The organism is Chitiniphilus eburneus, assembly GCF_005048205.1.
GTDB lineage: Bacteria > Pseudomonadota > Gammaproteobacteria > Burkholderiales > Chitinibacteraceae > Chitiniphilus > Chitiniphilus eburneus.
In genome coordinates, this window is sequence record NZ_SUMF01000002.1 from 309,239 (window position 1) to 331,550 (window position 22,312).

The window sequence follows — 22,312 nt, forward strand, 5'->3', positions numbered from 1 at the left end:
CCTCCCGCTGATACCATGCCGCGATGAGCCTGCCCCATGTCATCGTTCTGAACGGCACCAGCAGCTCCGGCAAGACATCGCTTGCCCGGGCATTGCAGGAATGCCTGCCGGAGCAATACCTCAACTTCTCCATCGACAGCGTGCTCTATGCGCTGCCGCCTTCCGACCTGTTACGGATGCAGCGTGGCGAGCCGATCGCCCGGCCGGGATACGATTGGGCAGCGCTGGTGCGCGCCTATCACTACGCTTTGCCGTCGCTGTTGCAGGCGGGCGTCAAGCTGATCGTCGATAACGCCTGGTGCGAGCCGGAAGAAATCCGGGAGTTGTTGACCGAGCTGGCTGGTTATTCGGTGGCGCTGGTCGGGGTGCACTGCGATGAGGAAACCCTGGCTCGACGGGAAGCCGCGCGCGGGGATCGGGCGGCCGGACTCTCCGCCTGGGAGCTGCCACGAGTGCATCGCTGGATGCAGTACGACCTGGAGGTGGACACCAGTGCGCAATGCTCGACGCTGGCGGTGCAGGAACTGGTCGATGGTTTGTCGCGCAGCAGCCCATTCCATGGCGTGACGGAAACGTTGCTCAGGCTGGAACAGGGATAGCGGGGTCACGGGAGCGTGGTTTTCGGCTTCACGTCCTCGTCGCCGCAATGCCCGGGATTCGGCTAGGATGACTGGGCTGTTTTCCCCTATCTATCTGCTCGAAATCCCGAATCCGATCATCTGCCCCATGCGTGTGCTGTTTGTGCTCGAGATGTGAAATCGCGTTCACATACCAAGCGTGGACCGACCAGGCACGGCGCGGGCGTGATCGAACCACGGGATTGCCGGGCTGTTTCCCGGAGTGAACTCATGAGTTTGTCCTACTACCAGGTTTCCGTTCCCGCTTTCATCCGCATGCTGGGTAACCTGTCGGTCCTGCTCGACAAGGCGGCTGCCTTCTGTGCGGACCGTGGCATTGAAGAAAGCGTGTTGCTCAATTCACGGCTGGCACCGGATATGTTTCCACTGGTGAAGCAGGTGCAGATCGCCACCGACCAGGCCAAGGGTGTTGGCGCGCGGCTGGCGGGGCTGGATGCGCTCAAGCTCCCCGATAGCGAGACGCGTATCGATGAGTTGAAGGAGCGTATTGCGACGGTTGTTGCCTACCTGAACACCATCGCGCCCACTTCGCTGGACGATGCCGCGAGTAAAGCGGTCACTCTGCCCTGGATGCCGGACCATCCGATGCCGGGAGATTTCTACCTGCTGCATTTCGTCCTGCCGAACGTGTATTTCCATGTCACCACGGCCTACGACATCCTGCGGCATAACGGTGTCACGCTGGGTAAGGCCGACTATATCGGTGCGATCGAGCGAGCTTGATACGGGCTTTCGAGACAGCCCGTCAGGCAAGCTGAACGGGCTGGAAACACCAATGCCAGGGTTCGTAGACATAGCCGTAGCGATTGTCGCGCGGGAACGATAAGGTGAATCCGTAGCGTCCGGCGTTGGCCTGCAGCCAGGCAAACGCCGGCGTGTCTTCAAAGGCTTCTTCCACGATGGGGCCGCCGGGCATGTAGATGTCGATGGCGCGTCCCGTGTGATGCTCGCTGCAACCCGGCGGCGCAAGCACTTGCAGGATGGCATCGATGGGCTGCCCGGCGTTCAGTTTGCGGCGGATCAGCGCCACTTGCCGGTCGGTGCCACGATAGGCGGAGGCAATGCGCAGCGTGATGCCATCCTCCGCTGCCGCAGTGCGCAGCGCCTGCCATGCCAGCGTTGCCGCTGGCGTCAGTTGCCACACGCGGCCATCGTCGCCGGTTTCCGCATCAGTCAGCGACTCGGCTTCTTCGTAGAGCGTGAGCCGCTTGGCTTCCAGGACCGACTCGGGAATGCCCAGTGCAGCCCAGCTTGCGCGCAGTGCTTCATTCATCGGTCCTGCCCTCCCGGTGGATCAGAATCCCGGGAATTTCAGCCCGGCATTGATCGGCTTGCCCTTGCGTGCCCGCTTGCCGACATAGGGCGCCATTTCGTTGGCATCCAGAATCAGCTCTGTCGGCTTGCCGCCACGGCCGGTGCCGGTCAGTCGCAGGGTTTCTCCGTCGGAGACGGTAATAGCGGCCAGGTGATCCTTGTCATCCAGCGCCATCGTGATCACGCCGCGCCCGCCACCGGCGAGTTGCTTGAATTCCGAATACGGGAACAGATGCAACTTGCCGGCTTTCGACAGGCATGCCACGACGGATGTTTCACGTGGAACAAACGTGGTGACCCGCAGCAGCGTTTCATCCGCTTCCAGCGTAATGAAGCTCTTGCCTGCTTTTTGCCGCGACAGCAGGTTCTCGAACTGGCAGGCAAAGCCATAGCCGGAAGCGTTGGCGATGATGACCCATTCCTCCGCGCGGGCCGTCATCAGTTGCACCACACGGCTCTTGGCGGACAACTCCACCAGGGTAGTGACCGGCACGCCATCGCCCCGGCCCCCTGGAACCACCGCGGCCTGAATGGTGTAGACGCGGCCGTCGCTGCCGAACAGTGCCACGGAATCCACCGTGCGGCACTCGATGGCGGTCAGCAGCTTGTCGCCATCCTTGAATCCCAGGTTCTGCAACTCGATACCATGGCCCTGGCGACTGCGAATCCAGCCTTTCTCCGACAGGATCAGCGTGGTGGGCTCATCGACTACCGCCACTTCCAGCGTGGCCTTTTCGGCCTCCTCGATCAGGGTACGGCGTGGGTCGCCATATTTCTTGCGGTCGGCCTCGATCTCCTTGATCAGCAGCTTCTGCATGGCGGCCGGGTTGGACAGCAGATGCTCCAACTCGCCCTTCTCGCGCTTCAGATCCACCAGCTCCTGCTCGATCTTGATCCCTTCCAGTCGTGCCAGCTGGCGCAAGCGGATTTCCAGGATATCCTCGGCCTGCCGGTCGCTGAGCTGGAAGCGCGCGATCAATGCGGCCTTGGGGTCGTCACTTTCGCGAATGATGCGGATGACTTCGTCGATGTTGAGGAAGACGACCATCCGCCCTTCGAGGATATGGATGCGGTCATCCACCTTGCCCAGCCGGTGTTCGGTACGGCGCCGCACCGTTACGAAGCGGAAGTCCACCCATTCCGCGATCAGGTCACGCAGCGATTTCTGGCCTGGCCGACCATCGCGGCCGATGGTGACCAGATTCATCGGCAGATTGGTTTCCAGCGAGGTATGTGCCAGCAGCACATTCATCAGCTCGGCGGGGTCCTGCCGCGATGACTTGGGTTCGAACACCAGCCGGATGGGCTGATCCTTGCCCGACTCGTCGCGAACACGGTCGAGCAGCGACAACACCAATTGCTTGGTCTGCACCTGCTCTTGTGTCAGCGCCTTCTTGCCCTTGCGCAGCTTGGGATTGGTTAGTTCTTCGATTTCCTCCAGCACCCGCTGGCTGGAAGTACCGTGCGGCAATTCGGTGACGACCATCTGCCATTGCCCACGCGCAAGGTCTTCCTTTTCCCAGCGCGCGCGCAATTTCAGGCTGCCCCGCCCTGCTTCGTAGGCGGACTGGATATCGCGGGCGCTGGAAATCAGTTGCCCACCGCCGGGTAGATCCGGGCCCTTCACGTATTCCAGCAGCCCGGCGGTATCGAGCCCGGGATTGCGGATCAACGCCACGGCCGCGTCGGCTACTTCGCCCAGGTTGTGCGAAGGAATCTCCGTGGCCATGCCCACGGCAATGCCGGAAGTGCCGTTGAGCAACAGCACTGGCAGCCGTGCCGGTAGCAGCAATGGCTCTTCCAGTGCACCGTCGTAATTGGGGATGAAATCGGTGGTGCCGGCATCCAGCTCACCCAACAGCAGTTCGGCAATGGGCGTCAGGCGGGCTTCGGTATACCGCATCGCCGCCGCGCCATCACCGTCCCGGCTGCCGAAATTGCCCTGGCCGTCGATCAAGGGGTAGCGCAGCGAAAAATCCTGGGCGATGCGCACCAGCGCGTCATAGGCCGATTGATCGCCATGGGGGTGAAACTTGCCCAGCACTTCGCCGACGATACGGGCTGACTTCACCGGCTTGGCGGTGGCGGTCAGACCCAGCTCGTGCATCGCATAGAGGATGCGTCGCTGTACCGGCTTCTGGCCGTCTTCCACCTGCGGCAACGCGCGGCTTTTCACCACGCTCATTGCGTATTCGAGATAGCTCTTTTCCGCGTACAGGCCCAATTGCACGCTTTCGCCATCGTCCGGCGCCAGCGCCGAAGTCTGGGCGTTGATGTACCGGCGATTGCCGCCGCTTGCCGCCTCGACGGGGGCTTCGGTTTCGGGAAGTTCGGGAAGATCAAGATCGGACATGAGGAGACGTCGCCGAAAAACAGGTCAGGCGGCATTGTAGCCCGATGCCGGCCCCCGTTCAGCGACGCAATGGTTTCACGTGGAACACCGCAGCAGCTCGGCCAGTTGAGCGATGGCCGATTCGGCAGTGGTGGCGAAGATCGCGTGATCGGCGGCTTCCCACAACATCAGGTTGAGCGGTGCGGCAAAGTCTTCGATCAGCAGGCCGTCGTTATCGATGGGCGTTCCCGCTGCTGCCGGCCCGGCGACGCGTTGCCGCATGGTGCTGCCTTCGGCGACATCCGGTAGCCAGAGGTAAACCGGTTTACCCAGCGCATGTGCAAACCCGATTTCGAATGCCGTGCCGCTATCCGGTTCGCTTGCGCTACGAAAAGCCCGGCAATCGGCCAGAACGACATCGGCTTGGTGGATCGCGCCACAGTTGGCCTGAAACAGCCAGCGTCGTTGCGCGGCGGTGTCGGTCAGTGGCGGCAACTGATTATCCAGGGGGAACAGCCCGGCCAGGCCGTGCTGCGCGCACAGCGCGGTGAGCTGGGCACCCCAGGCCACGGCGTCCTGACGAAAGACCCCGGGCCCGGCAAGGTAGACGATGGGTGGCGACATGGGCGATGCGTATCAAGGGGAGAGTGCTCCACTATACTGTGCCGGGCATGGCCACGGCCAAAAGCAGCCGCGACGAATCCGGGGGGAATATGTTCAAGCAACGGCCAGGACACGATGACCTGCACGCCAGGATGCAGGCGCTGAGCGACGAGAATGCGCGTTTGCGGCAGCAGGTGGAAAAGCACGAGCGCGACACGCGCTTTCTGGAAATGCTGGAACGACAAACCGGGGATCGTGGCCAGGGTGCGGGCGCCTACCCCGCCATTTTTGCCGAGTTCACAGCCGGTGGCGCCGCGTTCATGCGGTTGATCGACGCGTTGCGCAGAGCCGCCAGCGAAAGTGTCCACACACTGGATTCGGCTGCCCAGGCTTCTGCCGGGTTTTCCGAGATGAACGCCACGCTCCAGGCGCTCACCCAGGGGATGCTGCATCTGGTCGAACAGACCGATCAATCCGCGACCGAGACCGTTTCGCTGGCCGAAAGCGCGCAGGATATCGTCGGTTTTGTCGAGATGATCGGCGAGATCTCCGCGCAGACCAATCTTCTTGCGCTGAATGCGGCCATCGAGGCCGCGCGGGCGGGCGAGGCCGGGCGAGGCTTTGCGGTTGTTGCGGATGAGGTCCGCAAACTGGCGGAGCGGACCACGGTGGCTTCGGGCGAGATTCGCAAGCTGGTGGAGCGCATCAGCGGGGCTACGGTCAGTGTGCGCACGGCCCTGCATCAGCTTTCCGATGGTGCATTGGAACAGGTTGGCAAGGGCCGGCAGCTTGCGGAACATCTCCAGGCAACCGGTGGCGTCATGCAGCAGTTGCATGGCCAGGCGCGGCAAGCGTGCCACGACAGTGGCGTTGGCCTGGGCCAGGCGGAACTGCTCGAAGCGCGCGAGGCCATCTATCGTTGCCTGTTCCAGCCAGAGCAGCCATTGGCTGACGTGTTGCTGGTCAACTTCACCGCGTGGCAGGCGCAACGCCATGGCGTGGATGCATCCGTGGGCATTGCGGAGGTGGATGGCCTGGACCGGGTGAATGCCACGGGCCTGCGCGCCGTGGAGGCGTGGCGGGAGCGGCGCTATGACGTCGCGGCGACGGGTTTGCGACAGGTGGAACAGGCACTCTCGGCGGCGTTGCAATCCCTGGCCAGTCTGCCCGCGCCAGCAGGTTGATCAGTCTGCCGGCGTTTCCTCGAACGCTGCCAGCTTGCGATCGAACCACGCTTCATCGCGCCAGCCCGTGAACTCGGCATGTTTGATGTCGTCCCACAAGCTGAACAGCCAGCGCCGCTTTGGCCAGCCGGGCGCGGGTGGGGTCAACGCCAGGTAGCGTTCCAGCAGGCCATATTCGGGACGCGAATCGGGCAGGTGGAACAGATCGAGTTCGCGATGGGCGAAGCGCGCGGCGGCCGGATCGATGACGGCGCAGAGTCGCCAGGTCACGGGATCGACCAGGTAGTTACCGGCGTGCCCGTCGTCGTGGATGAAGCTGGGCATGTCGTTGGCCAGCGGCGCCAGCAGTGGTTCGAGCAGGTCCAGCGTGGCGAAGAGCCGTCGCTTTTGCGCCGGATTGAAATCCTCGGTCTTTTCCAGGAAGGCGATGCGAGGTGCCAGATAGGCACGATAGCTTTCCAGGAAATTATCGTGGAGGTTGCCATCCAGGTCTTCGAACGCCGTCTGGGTCTGCGCGTGCCAGTGTCGTTGCAGTGCCACGATGTCTTCCACCAGCATCGGCACGTGTTCCTGCGGCGTGTCATAGGCGGGGACGCCGATCACGAAGGGCATCAGAAAGGCATCCCAGCCGCCCTGCTCCACCGTTTCGAACTGGAGGATGTCGGGCACCGCCAGGTGGGCTGGCGTGTACCGACGCAGTCGGCGCGTCGCCTGCATCTCCAGGTGGGCAAACCCGGCGATGCGGAAACGCTTGATGACGCGACGCGTTCCGTCGGCCAGGGTTAGCAGATAAACCTGTCCGTAAAAGCCATCGATCACTTGATCGAGCTGTGGCTTTTCTCCCAGCCAGCGCGTACACAGGCTGTCCAGCCAGGCCTGGATGGGCGCTTTCAATGCGATGGTCATGATCGTGCCTCCCTGAACGCACGATAACCACGCGGCGGCGAGGCGGCCAGTCTCGCTGGAGGGTTGGGCAAGGCCAGCGAAACAAAAAAGGCCGTTCCACGTGGAACGGCCTGCGCGGATGGTGAAAACATGATGCCTAAAGATCGGCTTCCACTTCGTTGCCGCGCGCTTCCAGCCATGCGCGCCGGCTGCTGGCTTCACCCTTGCCCATCAGCATGTTCATCAGATCGCGGGTATTGGCGGTGACATCGTCCGGGATTCCCACGCGCAGCACGCGTCGCGTATCGGGATTCATCGTGGTATCGAACAGTTGCTCCGCGTTCATTTCACCCAGGCCCTTGAAGCGGGAGATGCTCCACGCCCCTTCGCGAACCTTCTCTGCACGCAGCTTGTCGAGGATGGCGTTCAGCTCGCCTTCGTCCAGCGCATAGAACTTGCGAGGCGGCTTGGCTTTGCCCGAGCCGGCGATATCCACGCGGTAGAGCGGTGGCTGCGCGACGAAGACATGCCCCGCCCCGATCAGCCGAGGAAAATGGCGATAGAACAACGTCAGCAGCAGCACCTGGATGTGCGAACCATCGACGTCGGCATCCGACATGATGATGATCTTGCCGTAGCGCAGGCCGGATAGATCGGCCTGATCATGCGGACCATGGGGATCGACGCCGATGGCGACCGCGATATCGTGCACTTCGTTATTGGCAAAAATCTGGTCGCGATCCACCTCCCAGGTGTTCAACACCTTCCCGCGTAGCGGCAGGATGGCCTGGAAATCCTTGTCGCGGCCCAGCTTGGCGGAGCCGCCCGCCGAATCACCCTCGACCAGGAAAAGCTCGCAACGGCCGGTTTCGTCACTGGCGCAATCGGTGAGCTTGCCGGGTAGCACTGCGACGCCGGAGGACTTTTTCTTTTCTACTTTCTGCGCGTTCTTCTGCCGGCTTTGTGCCGCACGGATCGCCAGTTCGGCAAGGCGCTTGCCCAACTCGACGTGCTCGTTCAGGTAAAGCTCGAAAGGCGATTTGACCATCTGCGACACCAGCTTCAAACCATCGCGGCTGGTGAGCTTGTCCTTGGTCTGGCCCTGGAATTGCGGGTCCAGCACCTTGGCCGATAGCACGAAGGAGCAGCGGCTGAACAGATCCTCGGGCAGCAGCTTCACCCCTTTGGGCAACAGCGAGTGAAATTCGATGAAGGTCTTCACCGCCTGGAATACCCCATCGCGCAGGCCGGATTCGTGCGTGCCGCCAGCAGGGGTGGGAATCAGGTTGACGTACGACTCGCGATTGGCGGGCCCTTCATCGCTCCAGGTAAAGGCCCATGCGCATCCCTCTCCGGGCGCGAAGCTGTCGTCACCTGCTTCGATGTATTTGTCGCCTTTGAAGATGGGAATCAACGTCTCATACCCGGCCAACTGCTCGCTGAGATAACCGACCAGGCCGTCGGGATAGCACCATTCCTTGTGCAGGAATTCGCCGCTGGGCAGTTCCACCTCCAGCGTGACGATAAGGCCCGGCAGCAGCACGGCTTTGGATTTGAGCAGGTGTTCCAGCTCGCCCTGCGGAATGAGCGGTGAATCGAAATACTTGGGATCGGGCCGCACCGTGACGGCGGTGCCGGTTTCTTTCTTGGCGCAGGTGCCGACGACGGCGAGCGGCTCGCGGACTTCGCCATCCCCGAACACGATGCGGTGCAGTTGCCCTTCCCGTTTCACTTCCACCTGAAGCAGCGTGGACAGTGCGTTGGTCACCGAAACGCCGACGCCATGCAGACCGCCGGAAAACGCGTAGGCGCCGCCGTCCTTCTTGTCGAACTTGCCGCCTGCGTGCAGTTGGGTAAACACCACCTGTACCGTGGGTACGCCCTCCTCCGGATGAATGCCTACCGGGATGCCACGACCATCGTCGATTACTTTCATCGACTGATCGCGGTACAGCGTGACGCGGATCGAGCGTGCGTAGCCGCCGAGCGCCTCGTCGGCGGCGTTGTCGATCACTTCCTGGCAGATATGCAACGGATTATCGGTACGCGTGTACATACCGGGACGATGGCGGACAGGGTCAAGGCCCTTCAGCACCTTGACTGCGGATTCATCGTAGCGAGGAGTGGTCATGGTTTCACGTGGAACAAGCGGGAGATCGCGGCCAAGTCTAACAAACTGCGCTGGACCGCGCCCAAGGTAACCGAACGTACAACCTGGAACCGAGCCGTGGAGCCGGGGGTCTGCCTTGTATCAACCCAGTGGGGCGTGCCCTGTCTGTCCTGGAGTACCCGATATGTCTTCCCTTGCTTACGCCATCGGCATCGATCGCATCATGGCGGTGATCGATGATTTTATCGATGTTGCATCGCAGCATCCAGTAATGATCGCCTTGATCTCGCGCGCTCCTGCCGCAACGCCGTGGCGTCAACGTCTGCTGGCTTTCTGGTATGCCGCGCTGGATGGCGAAAGCTATCGCCTCGCCGCCCGCAATGACGAAGCGTCGCTATTCAATCTGGTGGGTTCCAGCGAATGGCGCACCCTGGATGAAGTGCTGCGCGGGGCGATCGAACGCAATCTGCCCCCCTATCTGGCGCGGCAATGGGATCGCCGGCTGGATTCCATCGGAGAATCGATTCCCGGCTGAGGGGCAAGCCGAGCCGGCATCGATCAAAGCAAACGGCGCAGCTGAATGGCTTCGGCCATATGTCGGGCTGCGATGGCGGCGGCGCCATCCAGATCGGCGATGGTGCGCCCTACACGCAACAGCCGGTGATATGCCCGCGCGGATAGCCCCAGTTTCTCCATGGCCTGGGCCAACAGCAATCGCGCAGCGTCTTCCGCCGTGCAATGCATATCCACTTCTGCGGCCTGCAACGCGGCGTTGTTTTTCCCCTGCCGCGCCACCTGGCATTCATGCGAACGCTGAACCCGCTCCCGTATCCGCTTGCTCGAATCGCCCGATCTTGCCTCCTGCAATGCGGATGCGGGCAAGGCAGGCACTTCGACCACCAGATCGACCCGATCCAGCAGCGGGCCCGACAGTTTGCCGCGATACCGCGCAATCTGCTCCGGGGTGCAGCGGCAGGCTTTCTGCGGATGGCCCAGGTATCCGCAAGGGCACGGGTTCATCGCGCCGACGAACTGGAAGCACGCCGGAAACACAGCACTGTGCGCAGCCCGGCTGATATGGATGTGGCCGTTTTCCAGTGGCTCCCGCAGGACTTCCAGCACCTTGCGGTCGAACTCGGGCAGCTCGTCGAGGAACAGGATACCGTGATGAGCCAGCGATACCTCGCCAGGCAGCGGCGTGCTGCCTGTAAATTCTGGCAGTAAATGTGAAAATACCTCCACCCTACTAACGGTAGATGATAATGGACGATAACCTTAGGTTCGGGCCGGTACGGGAAATCAACATGGGTAGCCATGGCGTGACCGGCACGGTCCCTGGCATCGGTGACTATGAATCGACGTTGGAACGTGACCTGATGGAGATTCTACGGTTCGACCCCGACGTGGAGCGAGTCGACCCTCAGCCCCTCAAAATTCCATATCTGACCAGAAGCGGACAAGAGGGTTTCTACACACCGGATGGCCTGATCATCTTCAAGCACAATGTGAGCAGCCCGATTCAGCCGATTTTGTACGAAGTGAAGTATCGAGGGGGTTTCCGGAAGGATTGGAAAGAGCTCATGCCCAAGTTCCGAGCGGCCAAGACCTTTGCGATGAACAAGGGCTGGCGCTTCATGGTTTATACCGAGCGGGAAATCCGGACGCCCTATCTCAAAAATGCACGATTCCTGCAGATGTATCGAGACCGCGTAACCGAGCCAGAGATGCGTCAGCATGTCCTGCAAATTCTCTGGGACCTCGGCGAGGTTGACCCGGAATTGTTGTTGTGTGCGCTATGCAGCGATCCGGATAACCGAGCCGAGATGATTCCAGTGCTTTGGAATCTGATCGCGGTTGGCGCGATCGGCTGCGACCTGAACCAACCACTCACCATGCGTTCTGCGATTTGGGCAGAGGAGCTGTGTGAAGCATGAATACAATTCGTCCTGGCCAGTTGGCCTACTGGCGCGACCAGGCCGTCGTTGTGCTTGAGATCAAGGGCCTGACCGAAGCAGTGATCCGCACCGTCTCTGGCAATGCGACGGAGGTTGTCCCCGTTTCATCACTATATGCCACCCCGGCGGGTGATAGTGCGGTACCGCAGGGCAAGCATTTATTGGCAAAGGATAAGGATTGGGAAGTGGCGATGGGGCGCTATGAGCTCATCCAGCCTCTACTGGATGCCAATAGTGGTGTCACTGTTTACGAGGTAGCAGAGAGGGCCGAAAAGTCGATCATGACGATTTATCGGTGGCTCAATCGCTTCAAAGAAACAGGTTTGGTGTCCTCCTTACTGCGCACGCCGAGAGCAGACAAGGGCGCATCCCGGTTGGATGCCGAGGTTGAGAGCATTGTCCAGACGCAGATTGATCGGTATTACCTGAAGATGGAGCGGCCATCCGTAGCCAAGCTCTACAAGCAAATTCGTGAACAGTGCGATGCGGCAGATCTTCCGCCTCCTGATCGCAATACCGTGTATGCCCGTGTCAGAAAGTTGGACAGGCGTTTGGAAACGACAAAGCGTTATGGCTACAAAGCCGCACGAGAGAAGCTTGACCTGTTGCGTGGACAGTTTCCGGATGCGGATTTTCCGAATGCGGTGGGACAGATTGATCACACACCGGTTGACGTGATCGTGGTTGACGATGAATTTCGGCGGCCGATCGGCCGACCGTCGCTGACATTGGCGATTGATGCGAACTCGCGGATGGTTGGCGGGTTTTACATGAGTCTCGACCCAGCGGGTACGCTTTCGGCGGGTCTTTGCATTGGCCGGGCAATCATGCGCAAGGAGTTATGGCTGGCTAAGATGGATATCCATGCACCTTGGCCGATCTACGGCAAGATGGCCAAAATCCACCTGGATGGCGCCAAGGAGTTCCGGGGTAAGACACTAAGGCGTGCTTGCGATGAATACGGCATCTTGATTGAGCATCGTCGCAAAGGTCACCCAAACTATGGACCTCATATCGAAAGGGCCTTCCGCACTTTCATGGGGCAGGTGCAAGAGCTGCCAGGCACTACATTTTCGAATGTTCAACTAAAAGCGGACTATGACTCTGAAGGCAGGGCTTGCATGACCTTGTCCGAGTTGGATTGCTGGTTCACAACATTCCTCGTGTATGAGTACCATAATCAACCGCAAAAAGACCTTGGTGGCTTGTCGCCCATCCAGTTTTATAAGCAATGTGTCCATGGCAATGCCGAACGCCCTGGAGTGGGTTTACCTTTGCCCATATCCAATGAAGAGAAGCTGCGCCTGGATTTCCTGCCCTTCGAACTACGTACCATCCAGCGCGACGGGGTGGTCATGGACAATATCCAGTATTCATCGCCGGTATTGCGACGCTGGATAGACGCAAGTGACCCCGAAAATCCACGCCTGAAACGCAAGTTCCTGTTTGCGAGAGACCCACGTGACATCAGCGTGATTTATTTTTTGGACCCTGAAGACAACACCTACCACCCGATCCCGTATTTCAACGCCAGCAGGCCTGCGATTAGCATTTGGGAGCTACGCGCGGCAGCTCGTTTGATGAAAAGTGATCCAGCAGCCCAGATTGACGAGGATGCGATCTTTGAAGGTGTCCGCAGGCGCCGCCAAATTCAAGAACAAGCCATCGAAAAGACCCGCCTGGCTCGCAAGGCACAGACCCATGGCAAGCGGGCATTGCGCGAGGCGCAGCGGCGCAAGGGTTGGGCGGGACTTCATACCGCTGGCAAGCCCCTTGCTGTCGCCGCCACGTCAGGTGCTGAATCGGGGCCAGGCGCAGCCGTAGCAGGCTCAGAGATGCCTGAAGGTGCCGTAGGGACTGCGTTCAGCGAAATTGAGGTCGAAGGGGCCTGAACATGAGCGACTATAGCCACCTTCATCCACAAAGCCGACCTATTGCCGCGCAGGATAACGCGCTACGTGAGGACTGGATCAACCGACCCCGTTGGATTGGTTATCCACGTGCCCATGAAATCCTGTCCAAACTTGAAGATCTTGTACGCCATCCCCGGCAAACCCGTATGCCGAGCATGCTGCTGCTTGGCAATACGAACAACGGCAAGACAAGGCTGATCGAGCGCTTTATCCGTCAACATCCGGTGAAGGAGGATCTTCAAAATGATTATGTCCATGCACCGGTTCTATTCATCCAGACACCAGCGGCGCCGACTGAGGCGGCGCTTTACAGCGAGATTCTGAACGCCTTTTACGAGCGGGTGCCCGCCAGCAGCCTGGATGCCAAGCGAGATCGTGCCATGCATGTGCTTAAAGGTGTTCGGCTCAAGGTGCTGCTTCTGGATGAGCTACATAACATGTTGGCGAGTAACAAGTCGCAGCAGCAGCAAGTACTCAATTCTTTAAAGTTCATGAGTAATGTACTGTCGATTTCGATCGTTGGTTGCGGCACCGGTGATTTGGCTCGTGCCGTTAGTATCGATCCGCAGATCCAGAATCGATTCAAGCCACTGGTGCTGCCCAACTGGCGGCCTGATGAGCAGGCGTACCGTGATTTGCTGGCCTCGTTTGAAGTAGTGCTACCGTTGCGCCGGCCGTCCTCACTGAGTAGTAACACCGTGGCGCACAAGATTAATGCCATGACCGAGGGGACCATTGGTGAAATCTCAGATCTGTTGAATCTGGCCGCTAAACAAGCAATCCGTGATGGAACGGAATGCATTACCGTAAAGGAGCTCAACAGCTGCGGTTATGTCCCACCGTCGGACCGCAAAAAGCAGATCGCCTCCCTGTAGCTTCATATGCTGCCGGCTCACCCTCAGCCCCTACCGGACGAAATACTGTCTTCATGGATGGTTCGATTGGCGTTCGAGAACGGCTATTCCATCCATACCTTTTATGCCAACTTGCTGCGGTGCAAGCTGCCGATCTGGACACGGGACATCGATCGACACCCTCACCCAGCCATTCTGGCGCTGCTTGAACGGCAGACTGGACAATCCGTTGAGGCATTGAGGCTACGCACGTTGCAGTGTTATGAGGGGCTGATCTATGACGTGCTGCCGCAGTTTGGTAACGCGGCGTGGGTCAGGCCGGCTGGCGTTTTTCACCGTGATCGCAGGCGTGCGGGCATGCAGTTCTGCCCGGCATGCTTGGCCGATGACCGGGTGCCCTACTTTCGGTTGCGCTGGCGATTGGCTTTCTACGGACTGTGCCATATCCACGGAACTTGCATGCTGGATTGTTGCCCTTGGTGTGGCTCACCAGTGATGTTTCATCGGCATGGTATCGGCCGGGACAGAGTGATTCCGCATGCGACACTTTGCCTTTGTTCAGTGTGTAATGCCGATCTGAGGGAGGCCCCAGTGGCACCACCCACCTGGCAGGATCATGCGTCGTTACAACGCTACATTGACGTCTGTCAGTTGTTTTCTCACCGCCACTGGGATTGCGGTGAATTTACCCCTGGATGCTCAATATCGTTTTTTCATGGGCTTCGTGTGTTGCTAGCGGCCTTGAGTGGTCGCTTTGGCATACGAATTCGACCATATTTAGCGGACCTGGGTATTGAATTGAATGGGATGATGGGCTTACCGAAAGTTGATTATGAGTATTACCGTACTGCGGAACAGCGACAGCTAATGTTGACTGTGATGTGGCTGTTGGAGGGCTGGCCAGCACGTTTTCTCGATGTGTGCTATGCCCGGCAGCTGACACGTTCAAGGCTAACTAGTATCGAGCCAGAACTGCCTTATTGGCTATATCGAGTAGCCGCAGATTACCTGGATCAACGGCAATACTGGCCTTGCGAGCAAGAGTTACGTGCTGCCGCTCCCTATCTGGAAAGAAGATGAATCGCCCTGGGGTTTTCTAGACTATTCTGAGCATCATATGTAAAACCATAATAAATTTTCATCGGAAAAGCATTTTCATTAATTACATAATTTCCATCTGAAAATAAGGTTTAATCCTAACTCTGTCTTTTGCCCTCAAAGCGAAATAATAAAATTCCATTCAACCTTAGGGTTCCAATGCAGAATGTTATGGAAACGGAGCTGCAATGGTTAGCGGGGTTACTACTGCGCGTTCCGCCTCCCCCATATCGAGATTTGGGCTCGCGATGCGGGCATGGGCGCACAGATCAATGGCGTTGGTGCGTGTTCTGCAGTGCAACCATGGATGCGGATTCTGGTCACTTGTGACCACCCATTCTGGCGTTCGTGACCACGCCGCTGAATATATATAACCATCGTGATGGTCTCAGAGACCGCTGATCGGCCAAAGCAGAAGTTCATATCCAGCAGATTGATGTCGCCTTCGTTGCAAAGCAGACCCCAACGTAGAGCTAACCGGCGACCCAAAGCGCAGCTTTGGCGAGTTCAGCAACCAAAGGGAGCGAGTTGAGCGCCATGTTAGGATTTCCCACCCTTAGGTTTTGGAGGGGGAGGAATTCTTATTGTTGGGGGTTTGGTGCTTTTTGGGGGAGGGTTCCAGTTCTCCATTGCTGGTGTTGATTTTTTGACAGAGCTACTTTTGGGTTTTGTTTTGTCATTCATCGTTATCTCCTTCCTTTAATATTTCTATCATTTTCACATCAGACGAGTGCATTAGAATGCCTTCTGCATAATCAACCTCTATGTGGTTTGAGTCCTGATTTTCAGAAGATTCGCTGTTGCCATCATCATCCAAAAGCCATCGGCAATTTGTAATGAAGAAATGCCCCTTTTCATGATCGCTGGGCCAAACAAGTGGGTAGCCAACCAATCTTCTCTCATCTTTAAGATGAAAGACCATGTACGCTGGGTTGGCTTTTAGTACAGCACACCATTCAGAGGGGTGTGCCGATCTACTTGAAAGCCTTAACTTTCGCAGCCTAGAGTGAAACCAATCACTGTTTGATACTAGCGCCAGCAAAAATCCAAGAGTGGTTGCATTAATGATAGATATTGCTATATCGGCGGGTTCCAGCCAAGGGCCGAAGCTCCATTTTTTGCCAATGAGCAAGACGATGTATTGAAATACATCAGAAGCAATTTTAATAAAAAGTGAATATATTACAGCTTGAGCTACACGTTCGAAGCTGCTTGGGCGAACATGAGATGTTAATCCGTAGAAAATCCATGCCGAAAGAAAGCCTGGGGCAAGATATTGAATCAATAGAATTATGTCTTTGGATATTTCAGGCATGATCGCTAATCAGATCCTAACGTTTGAGTTAAGCCGCGCCACGAAGTGGTGTCGGCTTGAACGAATTGTTAGCGCTCATCTGAAGTCGTCTCCGCCGTCCGGATTTATGACGTAGCTGAAGGTTATCTCATCTATCAAATCGGACCTCGTGCTGTCCTTGATATCGGAAACTTTCAGAGCTGCGTACTTGCCGTACTTATTCTTCAAGACAATCACGTCGCCCTCTTGAGGAGTTCTCGACCGAGATGAGAAGTCGAGGCCAGAGACGCTCCTAAGATCTTTGATGTGTGCCACGCCAGGGGCTATAGCGAGGGAATCAATCGAGGGTGGGTCCTTGTAGATGTGAATCGATGTATCACTTGCCTTGCTCCACGCGGTTTCAAACAGCAATTCCTCTCGCCCGATGACGTATCGGCCATCGTTGTTGGAGTAGTTGAAAGTGACGGTTCCGCTAAGTCGCCTTGCAGCATAGCTTTTGCGGCGAGTTGGCCACCACTGGGTGAAGAGACCCATCAGGCCGACGATTACGAATAGCGATGGCTCAAAACCTGGCTCGAAAAGCTGCCAAGCGATTCCTCCTGCGATGGAAAGCAGAGATAGAGTTCGGACAACATTTCGCTGAGACACTGTCATATGCGCTAACGTTGGAGGTAAGGGGCGCGGAGCCGGCCTGCCGGCGGAGCGTCCCTCTTAACCGAAGGGTTAGGGGTCAGCGCGATGGCAAGCCTTGCGATGTTAAAAATCAGAATAGCCACCAGCCACTTGCAACTTACCGTTAACGTTGCGCCAAACAGTTGGCACAAAGCTCGCATCCATTTGAACATCGGAAAGTTTGCGAAAGCTCGTTTCCCCATTGGCAATGACCGACACGTAATCGTGAGGCAATTTTGTAAAGGTGAACTCACTGTTGTGGCCATGTAATAAGGCTAAACCAAACCCCTGTTTGGCCAACGTATTAAGCAAGTCTCTTCTGTTTTCTAACTGCTTAACCGCAGAATCATAGTCAAGTTGAGGGGCAATAAGCTCGCTACCTATTCTTGAACAGGCGCTACAGTTTTTGATTGGCCCACCGTGTTTATCACAATGCCCAGTGCAACTACTGTGTCCGCCTCTGCACTGTATCGGTTTATTTGTTTTGTCACCCATCCATCCTACGATATAGCTGTCCTCTGGCTTAACGTCAGCTACACGTGTGACAGAAATTTTTAAATTACTTTCGTTTTGTGAAAAGCCTTCATCCATCAGCTTCAACGTGCCGTCACTTATTTGTGTTGGAATGTGGAAACCTAAATCACTCCCTTCCAATTCGGTAAGATATCTGTCAAGTTCCCCAGATCCAACTTTCTCTAAAAGGCTTTTCAAATTGTCATCAACTTTCATGGCATTCCTTTCGCTGATATGGCTTTCGCCGAGGTTGATAGTTTCAACAGGTATCGCCTTTTGAACCGGTAGTCACAGTCACAACTGCTCACTGCCAATGAGTAGTTTTGTCACATCCAGGCAAAGCTAAAAATGTACAGGCCGACTTCATGGCGGAATCGCTTCTGTGACACCTTAACAGTTAATAGACTGACCGCACTGTCAGTGCAATAATAATCATACGGACGCCAAAAACACCGCCCAAGCTACTGATCTTCAAGACTTTTCCCCTTCGCCGTCCGTATATGCACCGCAATCATATGGACATGACGCACCTTACGCACTCTGTGCATACTGTCCGCTTTTTCATGTTGCTAAGGCGTAACGTTATGGGGAGCAATTCCAGCTAAGCCACGCCTGCTCGATCAAGTCTCCACTGTGTGCCGGCGCAGGCATTTCAGTCCCAAAACTGAGCAGGCCTATCGGTACTGGATTCGGCAGCTCATCTTCTTCCATGGCAAGCAGCACCCCGCCGCGCTCGGCACCGTCGAAGTCGAAGCGTTCTTGAGCCACTTGGCGGTGACTCGGCGGGTGTCAACGTCGACCAGGTTACGTCCGCTCACACGTATCAGCAGTCGAAGCGTTTAGTCAGCCCAGCGTTCGCTTTGGCCGAATTGCAGACAAAAAACTGCCGGTCAGCTCACCAGTAACCTGCGCACAAATCATCAGCGATGTAATCACGAGTGATCAGAACGGGTGGCCATGTCCGCCAGAATCCGCACATGGATGAATGTGCTGGCCGCTGCGGTAACCACGGGTGTAGTTCAACTGGGCAATCTTCAGGTGACTGCCGATGAAGCTGTCCGGGGCATCCAGATGTTCCTACTTGTGACACGGCAAAAACCGAACCGGGTAAGCCGAACCAGAACGCCTACATCGAATCGTTCAACGGCCGGCTACGGGACGAATGTCTGAACGAGCACTGGTTCACCAGTTTGGCGCATGCGCGCGTGCTGATTGAAGCTTGGCGGCGGGAATATAACGAGGAGCGGCCGAAGAAGGCGTTGGGCGGGCTGACACCGTTGGCCTATGCCCGGCAGCTAGCGATGAAGAAACCGGTAATATCGGGGGCCGGGCTCTAAAGCGCAGTGCTATTCAAGACGGGGTGATGTCGGGGCTGTCCAACCTGCGCGCCCTGGAGCCTGCGATACCCGTGGTGCGCTACGAGCGACAAAGTCCCGGCGAGTTGCTGCACATGGACACGAAGAAACTCGGGCGCATTGCCGTCACGGGTCACCGCACCAGCGGCGATCCACGTGACCACACCTGAGGCGCAGGCTGGGAGTTCGCCCATGTCGCCATCGACGACCACTCTCGGGTTGGGTTTGTGCAGATGCTCGCGGACGAGCGTAAGGGCTCAGCAGTCGAGTTCCTCAAGGCGGCGGTCACTTATTACGCGGCCCTGGGCGTGAAGATTGAACGGCTGATCACCGACAACGGTTCCGCCTACCGCTCGGGCCTGTTTGCCCGGACCTGCCAAGCGCTGGGCATCACGCACAGTTTCACCAAGCCGTATCGGCCGCAGACCAATGGCAAGGCCGAGCAGTTTATCCAGACGTGCCTTCGTGAATGGGCCTATGGTCGGGTGCGGGCCAACAGTGCCGAGCGAACGGTGTAGCTGGGGCCCCTATTTTTGAGGCTTACCAGAATGAAAAATATGCCCTTTCTCCACCAGTGCCTCTATCCCACGGTTGACCAGCAGCGACGCGATCTCAGCATGCGTTTTTCCATAGAGGCCTAACTCGATGAGTTGGTCAAGGTAGTGCGCCAGCTGTGCACTCACATTGATTGTAATCCTCATGGTCTCGTGCTGATTGGCGGTACGGGGCATCACGTTTTCCGGGCGCTAATTAGCACTATAATAGCAGCTAGTTAGCAAATTTCAGGCAATGTGAGGCTCACATGAGCAAAACCAGTTCTGTATTCAGCACGGAAGAGATGCTGGTGGATGCCTTTGCCAGCCATCTAGCTCGAGACTCAGCACCGTTCGAGCTAGCCACCTTGATCCGGGAGTTTGACTACCGCTCCGGTCGAACCGATGTCTTGGTGAGCGACTGTGAAAATCAAATTCTCGCGTTTGAGGCTAAGCTAACTGACTGGCGTAAGGCTGTGCATCAGGCGTGGCGGAATACCAGCTTCGCCGAGCGAACATATGTCGTTTTGCCGGCGGATGTCGGTCACCGCGTTTTGCGCTATCGCACTGAGTTTGAGCGGCTTGGCGTTGGTCTATGCCTCGTGAGTGACGCCACGATTGAGATTGCAATCGAAAGCAAACTGTCAGAACCGGTGCTATTATGGCTGCACGAAAAAGCAAAATCGATGCTGGCCACACATGGTGAACGACTCCACTGACGATGTAGCTCAAGCCATATGCCGTACCCTTGGACTGTCCTATGTCCAACCTTGCGCCGCTGGCGCATTCAAAAAGACCTATCTTGTTCAGGATGGGCACACCCCCTTGGCGCTCAAGATCGTGCAGGACGACCTGCATTACGAGCGCATAAAACGTGAAGCCCAAGCACATCGCACCTGTGATCATCCGCATATTGCGCGACTATTGTGTTCTGAGGTGATCCGGTATGAAGGCCGAGAATTCTTTTACTTCATTGAGCCTTTCCTAACTGGGGGTACGCTCACCGAAAGGCTTGCCACAGGTGTACTACCCATTGAGTCCATTTGCCAGCTGGGCGTAGCTCTAGTCGATGCGCTTTGCCATCTCGACGACCGAGGTATCGTCCATCGCGATATTAAACCCGACAATATCCTGTTCAATGATGAAGATAAGCCAGTCTTAGTCGATTTTGGGATTGCACGCCATTTGACAGCGACATCTCTTACACAGACTTGGCTACTGCATGGACCTGGTACGCCGGCTTTCGCAGCCCCTGAGCAGCTGAACAACGAAAAGCACCTAATTGACTGGCGTACGGATCAGTTTGCGTTGGGGGTGACCTTGTCAATCGCCGCTTTGGGGGTACATCCGTTTGCGTATGAAGAAAAACTCGATAGCACTATTGAACGGGTTATGCGTCGCGACGGGCCATCCACCTATTTTAAAAATATGGCCTGCAAGCAGGGCCTTGAAGTACTAATTCAAATGGTCAACCCTTGGCCCGTTCGCCGAGTCCTGAGGCCGGAAATCCTTTTGAAAGCGTGGCAATCTGTCGGAGGGGCGCACATTGGCTGCATACCATCAGGTCGGATATAACAGTGAATCAATCATTCTTGAGCAGGATCTTGACGCTTTCCGAGGGGTCATACTCAGCCCAGTCAATTATGCACCGGAAGAAACCACGAAGCAGGCTGCACAATATCGCAATCGCCACCGGCACGACACCCTAATCTTCGATCCTCAATTATATTTGCCACGATCAGAGCGGGGTGCATTAGCGCGCTGGCCATATTTTCCGGCGGATATGGATACCAGTGATCACTCGGACTTGGCTTGGTGGGATCAAATTAATAAGTTGCTCATCTCCTCACTGCAACACATTGATCTCGATAGCATCTGCAGCCCCGCGCCTCACCCACGCGTATTCAACGACGACTACTATGCTAGATTAGTCGCGATTGCCAACAGTTTGCATGCTCAGCTTGGCGATGGTAAACCAAAGGCAATGCTCACGGCTCATGTAGGCATGCAAGACCTAGCATCTCCAATGCGCTATATGGCTGTGGCAACGCTTATGTCTCGTTTCAAAGGAAGAGATATTTATCTCACATTATGTGATGACACGAAACCTCGCCGGGAGCGAACCAATACTGCGGAGCTGGAGGGGGCTGCAAGACTGATTCGCGTGCTGTCATCTATAGGGTATCAGGTCACCGTAGCTTTCTCATCTACAGAAATGATTCTTTGGAAAGCTGCAGGCGCAACAAACAATGCAGCTGGAAAATACTTTAACCTTCGCCGGTTTAGCTTGAGTCGATGGGAGGAAGAAAAAACTACGGGTGGGGCTGCGGCTCTTCCTTATTGGCTTGAACCATCGCTACTGGCATTTTTGCGTGAAGCTGACTTGCTGCGTTTTCAACGAGAGTTCGTTATCAGCTCATGCCACGATAATAATCCTTATAGCCAGAAAATCCTCGCAGCCTTGAGCAATACTCGCAAACAACCCGCTTGGTCTGCTCTTGCCCAGCAGCAGTTTCTGTTCTGGTTTGCAAATTGTGAAGCTAGTGTTACTTCGCTTGACGAGGCAGACCGCCTACTTGGAGCGGCTGCGGTGCAATGGGAGGCAATTCGGAATGCTAAGTTGAAATTTGAAGAAGAACTTAACGACGGCCGGTGGATTCAACCGTGGCGCGTAGTCCTCAATCAGCTGGCCAAAAAGGCCGATTGATGGTTTGCCTATAGCAACGTCATTGACCGCCACACACCCAACTCCTAGATTCGGAACCCTGCTTTTCAGCTGTTCGGTGCGGTTGGCACGAGGAACCTGATTGGCCCTGTGCCTCTGTCTTTTCTGAGTTCATCGCGACTGCCACGAGCCCACGGAAGTGGCCCGTCAAGGAGGAAAGCGACAGGTGGGTGGGGCCCGTACGCAGCTGAGGAAACGGCCTGGCGCACCTTGACGGCATGGGCTACGTAAAGTCGCGAGCGAAGTGATTAAGTCAGGAGAGACAGGAGAAACGGCTGGCATGGCAACGCCCGTCGCGATGTGCAGACCGCATGCAGGCGAAGTATGAGGGATC

The 22,312-nt window shown here is 56.9% G+C and carries 20 protein-coding genes and 4 pseudogenes; 14 read left to right on the top strand and 10 right to left on the bottom strand.

Annotation, left to right across the window (positions count from 1 at the left end):
• Positions 1-23 precede the first annotated feature (23 nt).
• Positions 24-599: a chloramphenicol phosphotransferase CPT family protein gene (locus FAZ21_RS04060; RefSeq protein ID WP_136771991.1), complete on the top strand. Its 576-nt coding sequence runs from the start codon at positions 24-26 to the stop codon at positions 597-599.
• A 249-nt stretch (positions 600-848) separates the two neighbouring features.
• Complete coding sequence (locus FAZ21_RS04065) at positions 849-1,361, top strand: DUF1993 domain-containing protein (protein ID WP_136771992.1); 513 nt, start codon at positions 849-851, stop codon at positions 1,359-1,361.
• Between the two features lie 22 nt (positions 1,362-1,383).
• Here the strand turns inward: FAZ21_RS04065 and FAZ21_RS04070 are convergent, their stop codons facing one another.
• The 3 genes from FAZ21_RS04070 to FAZ21_RS04080 form a co-directional block, all read right to left on the bottom strand.
• Positions 1,384-1,911 carry a M15 family metallopeptidase gene (locus FAZ21_RS04070; RefSeq protein WP_136771993.1) on the bottom strand — a complete coding sequence of 176 codons (528 nt, stop codon included), beginning with the start codon at positions 1,909-1,911 and terminating at the stop codon, positions 1,384-1,386.
• Between the two features lie 21 nt (positions 1,912-1,932).
• Positions 1,933-4,305, bottom strand: a complete 2,373-nt coding sequence (gene parC / locus FAZ21_RS04075; RefSeq protein ID WP_246038470.1) for a DNA topoisomerase IV subunit A — start codon at positions 4,303-4,305, stop codon at positions 1,933-1,935.
• A gap of 75 nt (positions 4,306-4,380) precedes the next feature.
• A complete protein-coding gene (locus FAZ21_RS04080) occupies positions 4,381-4,908 on the bottom strand; it encodes a nucleoside 2-deoxyribosyltransferase (RefSeq protein WP_136771994.1) in 528 nt (175 codons plus the stop codon).
• A 500-nt stretch (positions 4,909-5,408) separates the two neighbouring features.
• Here FAZ21_RS04080 and FAZ21_RS21210 point away from each other — a divergent pair.
• Positions 5,409-6,071, top strand: a pseudogene (locus FAZ21_RS21210) (methyl-accepting chemotaxis protein); the annotation flags it as partial.
• Here the strand turns inward: FAZ21_RS21210 and FAZ21_RS04090 are convergent.
• Positions 6,072-6,977, bottom strand: a complete 906-nt coding sequence (locus tag FAZ21_RS04090; protein WP_136771996.1) for a protein kinase family protein — start codon at positions 6,975-6,977, stop codon at positions 6,072-6,074.
• Between the two features lie 136 nt (positions 6,978-7,113).
• The gene (parE, locus tag FAZ21_RS04095) at positions 7,114-9,087 is read right to left on the bottom strand and encodes a DNA topoisomerase IV subunit B (protein WP_136771997.1); all 1,974 of its coding nucleotides are present in this window, start codon (positions 9,085-9,087) and stop codon (positions 7,114-7,116) included.
• 163 nt (positions 9,088-9,250) lie between these two features.
• Here parE and FAZ21_RS04100 point away from each other — a divergent pair, with 163 nt between their 5' ends.
• Positions 9,251-9,601 (top strand): hypothetical protein, encoded by a 351-nt coding sequence (locus tag FAZ21_RS04100; RefSeq protein ID WP_136771998.1) that lies wholly within the window; start codon positions 9,251-9,253, stop codon positions 9,599-9,601.
• 23 nt (positions 9,602-9,624) lie between these two features.
• Here the strand turns inward: FAZ21_RS04100 and FAZ21_RS04105 are convergent.
• Positions 9,625-10,272: pseudogene (locus FAZ21_RS04105) on the bottom strand (ATP-binding protein); the annotation flags it as partial.
• A 56-nt stretch (positions 10,273-10,328) separates the two neighbouring features.
• Between FAZ21_RS04105 and FAZ21_RS04110 the strand changes: the two are divergent.
• The 4 genes from FAZ21_RS04110 to FAZ21_RS04125 are packed head-to-tail and all read left to right on the top strand — an operon-like array spanning position 10,329 to position 14,868.
• Positions 10,329-11,000 carry a TnsA endonuclease N-terminal domain-containing protein gene (locus FAZ21_RS04110; protein ID WP_136772000.1) on the top strand — a complete coding sequence of 224 codons (672 nt, stop codon included), beginning with the start codon at positions 10,329-10,331 and terminating at the stop codon, positions 10,998-11,000.
• Positions 10,997-12,913 (top strand): TnsB C-terminal domain-containing protein, encoded by a 1,917-nt coding sequence (locus FAZ21_RS04115; protein WP_136772001.1) that lies wholly within the window; start codon positions 10,997-10,999, stop codon positions 12,911-12,913. Before FAZ21_RS04110 ends, FAZ21_RS04115 begins: the two co-directional genes overlap by 4 nt.
• Before the next feature lie 2 nt (positions 12,914-12,915).
• Positions 12,916-13,809 carry a TniB family NTP-binding protein gene (locus FAZ21_RS04120; protein WP_211243358.1) on the top strand — a complete coding sequence of 298 codons (894 nt, stop codon included), beginning with the start codon at positions 12,916-12,918 and terminating at the stop codon, positions 13,807-13,809.
• Between the two features lie 6 nt (positions 13,810-13,815).
• Positions 13,816-14,868 carry a TniQ family protein gene (locus tag FAZ21_RS04125; protein ID WP_136772002.1) on the top strand — a complete coding sequence of 351 codons (1,053 nt, stop codon included), beginning with the start codon at positions 13,816-13,818 and terminating at the stop codon, positions 14,866-14,868.
• A gap of 694 nt (positions 14,869-15,562) precedes the next feature.
• On the opposite strand, the gene FAZ21_RS04130 is transcribed toward FAZ21_RS04125, so the two are convergent.
• The 3 genes from FAZ21_RS04130 to FAZ21_RS04140 form a co-directional block, all read right to left on the bottom strand.
• A complete protein-coding gene (locus tag FAZ21_RS04130; protein ID WP_136772003.1) occupies positions 15,563-16,201 on the bottom strand; it encodes a DUF6338 family protein in 639 nt (212 codons plus the stop codon).
• A gap of 75 nt (positions 16,202-16,276) precedes the next feature.
• Positions 16,277-16,834 (bottom strand): hypothetical protein, encoded by a 558-nt coding sequence (locus FAZ21_RS04135; RefSeq protein WP_136772004.1) that lies wholly within the window; start codon positions 16,832-16,834, stop codon positions 16,277-16,279.
• A 102-nt stretch (positions 16,835-16,936) separates the two neighbouring features.
• On the bottom strand, positions 16,937-17,581 hold the full coding sequence (locus FAZ21_RS04140) for a hypothetical protein (protein WP_136772005.1): 645 nt from the start codon (positions 17,579-17,581) through the stop codon (positions 16,937-16,939).
• Positions 17,582-17,977: 396 nt separating this feature from the next.
• Here FAZ21_RS04140 and FAZ21_RS21215 point away from each other — a divergent pair, with 396 nt between their 5' ends.
• The 3 genes and pseudogenes from FAZ21_RS21215 to FAZ21_RS04155 form a co-directional block, all read left to right on the top strand.
• Positions 17,978-18,208 (top strand): site-specific integrase, encoded by a 231-nt coding sequence (locus FAZ21_RS21215; protein ID WP_373279523.1) that lies wholly within the window; start codon positions 17,978-17,980, stop codon positions 18,206-18,208.
• A gap of 257 nt (positions 18,209-18,465) precedes the next feature.
• Positions 18,466-18,702, top strand: a pseudogene (locus tag FAZ21_RS04150) (integrase core domain-containing protein); the annotation flags it as partial.
• Between the two features lie 32 nt (positions 18,703-18,734).
• A pseudogene (locus tag FAZ21_RS04155) lies at positions 18,735-19,232 on the top strand (DDE-type integrase/transposase/recombinase); the annotation flags it as partial.
• 15 nt (positions 19,233-19,247) lie between these two features.
• On the opposite strand, the gene FAZ21_RS04160 reads toward FAZ21_RS04155, so the two are convergent.
• Entirely contained in the window at positions 19,248-19,451 is a 204-nt protein-coding gene (locus FAZ21_RS04160; protein ID WP_136772006.1) for a hypothetical protein, read from the bottom strand.
• A gap of 71 nt (positions 19,452-19,522) precedes the next feature.
• Between FAZ21_RS04160 and FAZ21_RS04165 the strand changes: the two genes are divergently transcribed.
• The 3 genes from FAZ21_RS04165 to FAZ21_RS04175 are packed head-to-tail and all read left to right on the top strand — an operon-like array spanning position 19,523 to position 21,960.
• A complete protein-coding gene (locus FAZ21_RS04165) occupies positions 19,523-19,972 on the top strand; it encodes a hypothetical protein (RefSeq protein WP_136772007.1) in 450 nt (149 codons plus the stop codon).
• Positions 19,953-20,828, top strand: coding sequence for a serine/threonine protein kinase (locus FAZ21_RS04170; RefSeq protein ID WP_136772008.1), 876 nt, complete (start codon positions 19,953-19,955; stop codon positions 20,826-20,828). The genes FAZ21_RS04165 and FAZ21_RS04170 overlap by 20 nt, the downstream gene beginning before the upstream one ends.
• Entirely contained in the window at positions 20,800-21,960 is a 1,161-nt protein-coding gene (locus FAZ21_RS04175) for a hypothetical protein (RefSeq protein ID WP_136772009.1), read from the top strand. Before FAZ21_RS04170 ends, FAZ21_RS04175 begins: the two co-directional genes overlap by 29 nt.
• Positions 21,961-22,312: the final 352 nt, after the last annotated feature.

What these genes read in the sequence shown, in the direction of transcription:
- FAZ21_RS04060 (WP_136771991.1), top strand. Translation starts at nt 24, where the DNA reads ATGAGCCTGCCCCATGTCATCGTTCTGAACGGCACCAGCAGCTCCGGC.
- FAZ21_RS04065 (WP_136771992.1), top strand. Translation starts at nt 849, where the DNA reads ATGAGTTTGTCCTACTACCAGGTTTCCGTTCCCGCTTTCATCCGCATG.
- FAZ21_RS04070 (WP_136771993.1), bottom strand. Translation starts at nt 1,911, where the DNA reads ATGAATGAAGCACTGCGCGCAAGCTGGGCTGCACTGGGCATTCCCGAG.
- parC (WP_246038470.1), bottom strand. Translation starts at nt 4,305, where the DNA reads ATGTCCGATCTTGATCTTCCCGAACTTCCCGAAACCGAAGCCCCCGTC.
- FAZ21_RS04080 (WP_136771994.1), bottom strand. Translation starts at nt 4,908, where the DNA reads ATGTCGCCACCCATCGTCTACCTTGCCGGGCCCGGGGTCTTTCGTCAG.
- FAZ21_RS04090 (WP_136771996.1), bottom strand. Translation starts at nt 6,977, where the DNA reads ATGACCATCGCATTGAAAGCGCCCATCCAGGCCTGGCTGGACAGCCTG.
- parE (WP_136771997.1), bottom strand. Translation starts at nt 9,087, where the DNA reads ATGACCACTCCTCGCTACGATGAATCCGCAGTCAAGGTGCTGAAGGGC.
- FAZ21_RS04100 (WP_136771998.1), top strand. Translation starts at nt 9,251, where the DNA reads ATGTCTTCCCTTGCTTACGCCATCGGCATCGATCGCATCATGGCGGTG.
- FAZ21_RS04110 (WP_136772000.1), top strand. Translation starts at nt 10,329, where the DNA reads ATGGACGATAACCTTAGGTTCGGGCCGGTACGGGAAATCAACATGGGT.
- FAZ21_RS04115 (WP_136772001.1), top strand. Translation starts at nt 10,997, where the DNA reads ATGAATACAATTCGTCCTGGCCAGTTGGCCTACTGGCGCGACCAGGCC.
- FAZ21_RS04120 (WP_211243358.1), top strand. Translation starts at nt 12,916, where the DNA reads ATGAGCGACTATAGCCACCTTCATCCACAAAGCCGACCTATTGCCGCG.
- FAZ21_RS04125 (WP_136772002.1), top strand. Translation starts at nt 13,816, where the DNA reads ATGCTGCCGGCTCACCCTCAGCCCCTACCGGACGAAATACTGTCTTCA.
- FAZ21_RS04130 (WP_136772003.1), bottom strand. Translation starts at nt 16,201, where the DNA reads ATGCCTGAAATATCCAAAGACATAATTCTATTGATTCAATATCTTGCC.
- FAZ21_RS04135 (WP_136772004.1), bottom strand. Translation starts at nt 16,834, where the DNA reads ATGACAGTGTCTCAGCGAAATGTTGTCCGAACTCTATCTCTGCTTTCC.
- FAZ21_RS04140 (WP_136772005.1), bottom strand. Translation starts at nt 17,581, where the DNA reads ATGAAAGTTGATGACAATTTGAAAAGCCTTTTAGAGAAAGTTGGATCT.
- FAZ21_RS04160 (WP_136772006.1), bottom strand. Translation starts at nt 19,451, where the DNA reads ATGCCCCGTACCGCCAATCAGCACGAGACCATGAGGATTACAATCAAT.
- FAZ21_RS04165 (WP_136772007.1), top strand. Translation starts at nt 19,523, where the DNA reads ATGAGCAAAACCAGTTCTGTATTCAGCACGGAAGAGATGCTGGTGGAT.
- FAZ21_RS04170 (WP_136772008.1), top strand. Translation starts at nt 19,953, where the DNA reads ATGGTGAACGACTCCACTGACGATGTAGCTCAAGCCATATGCCGTACC.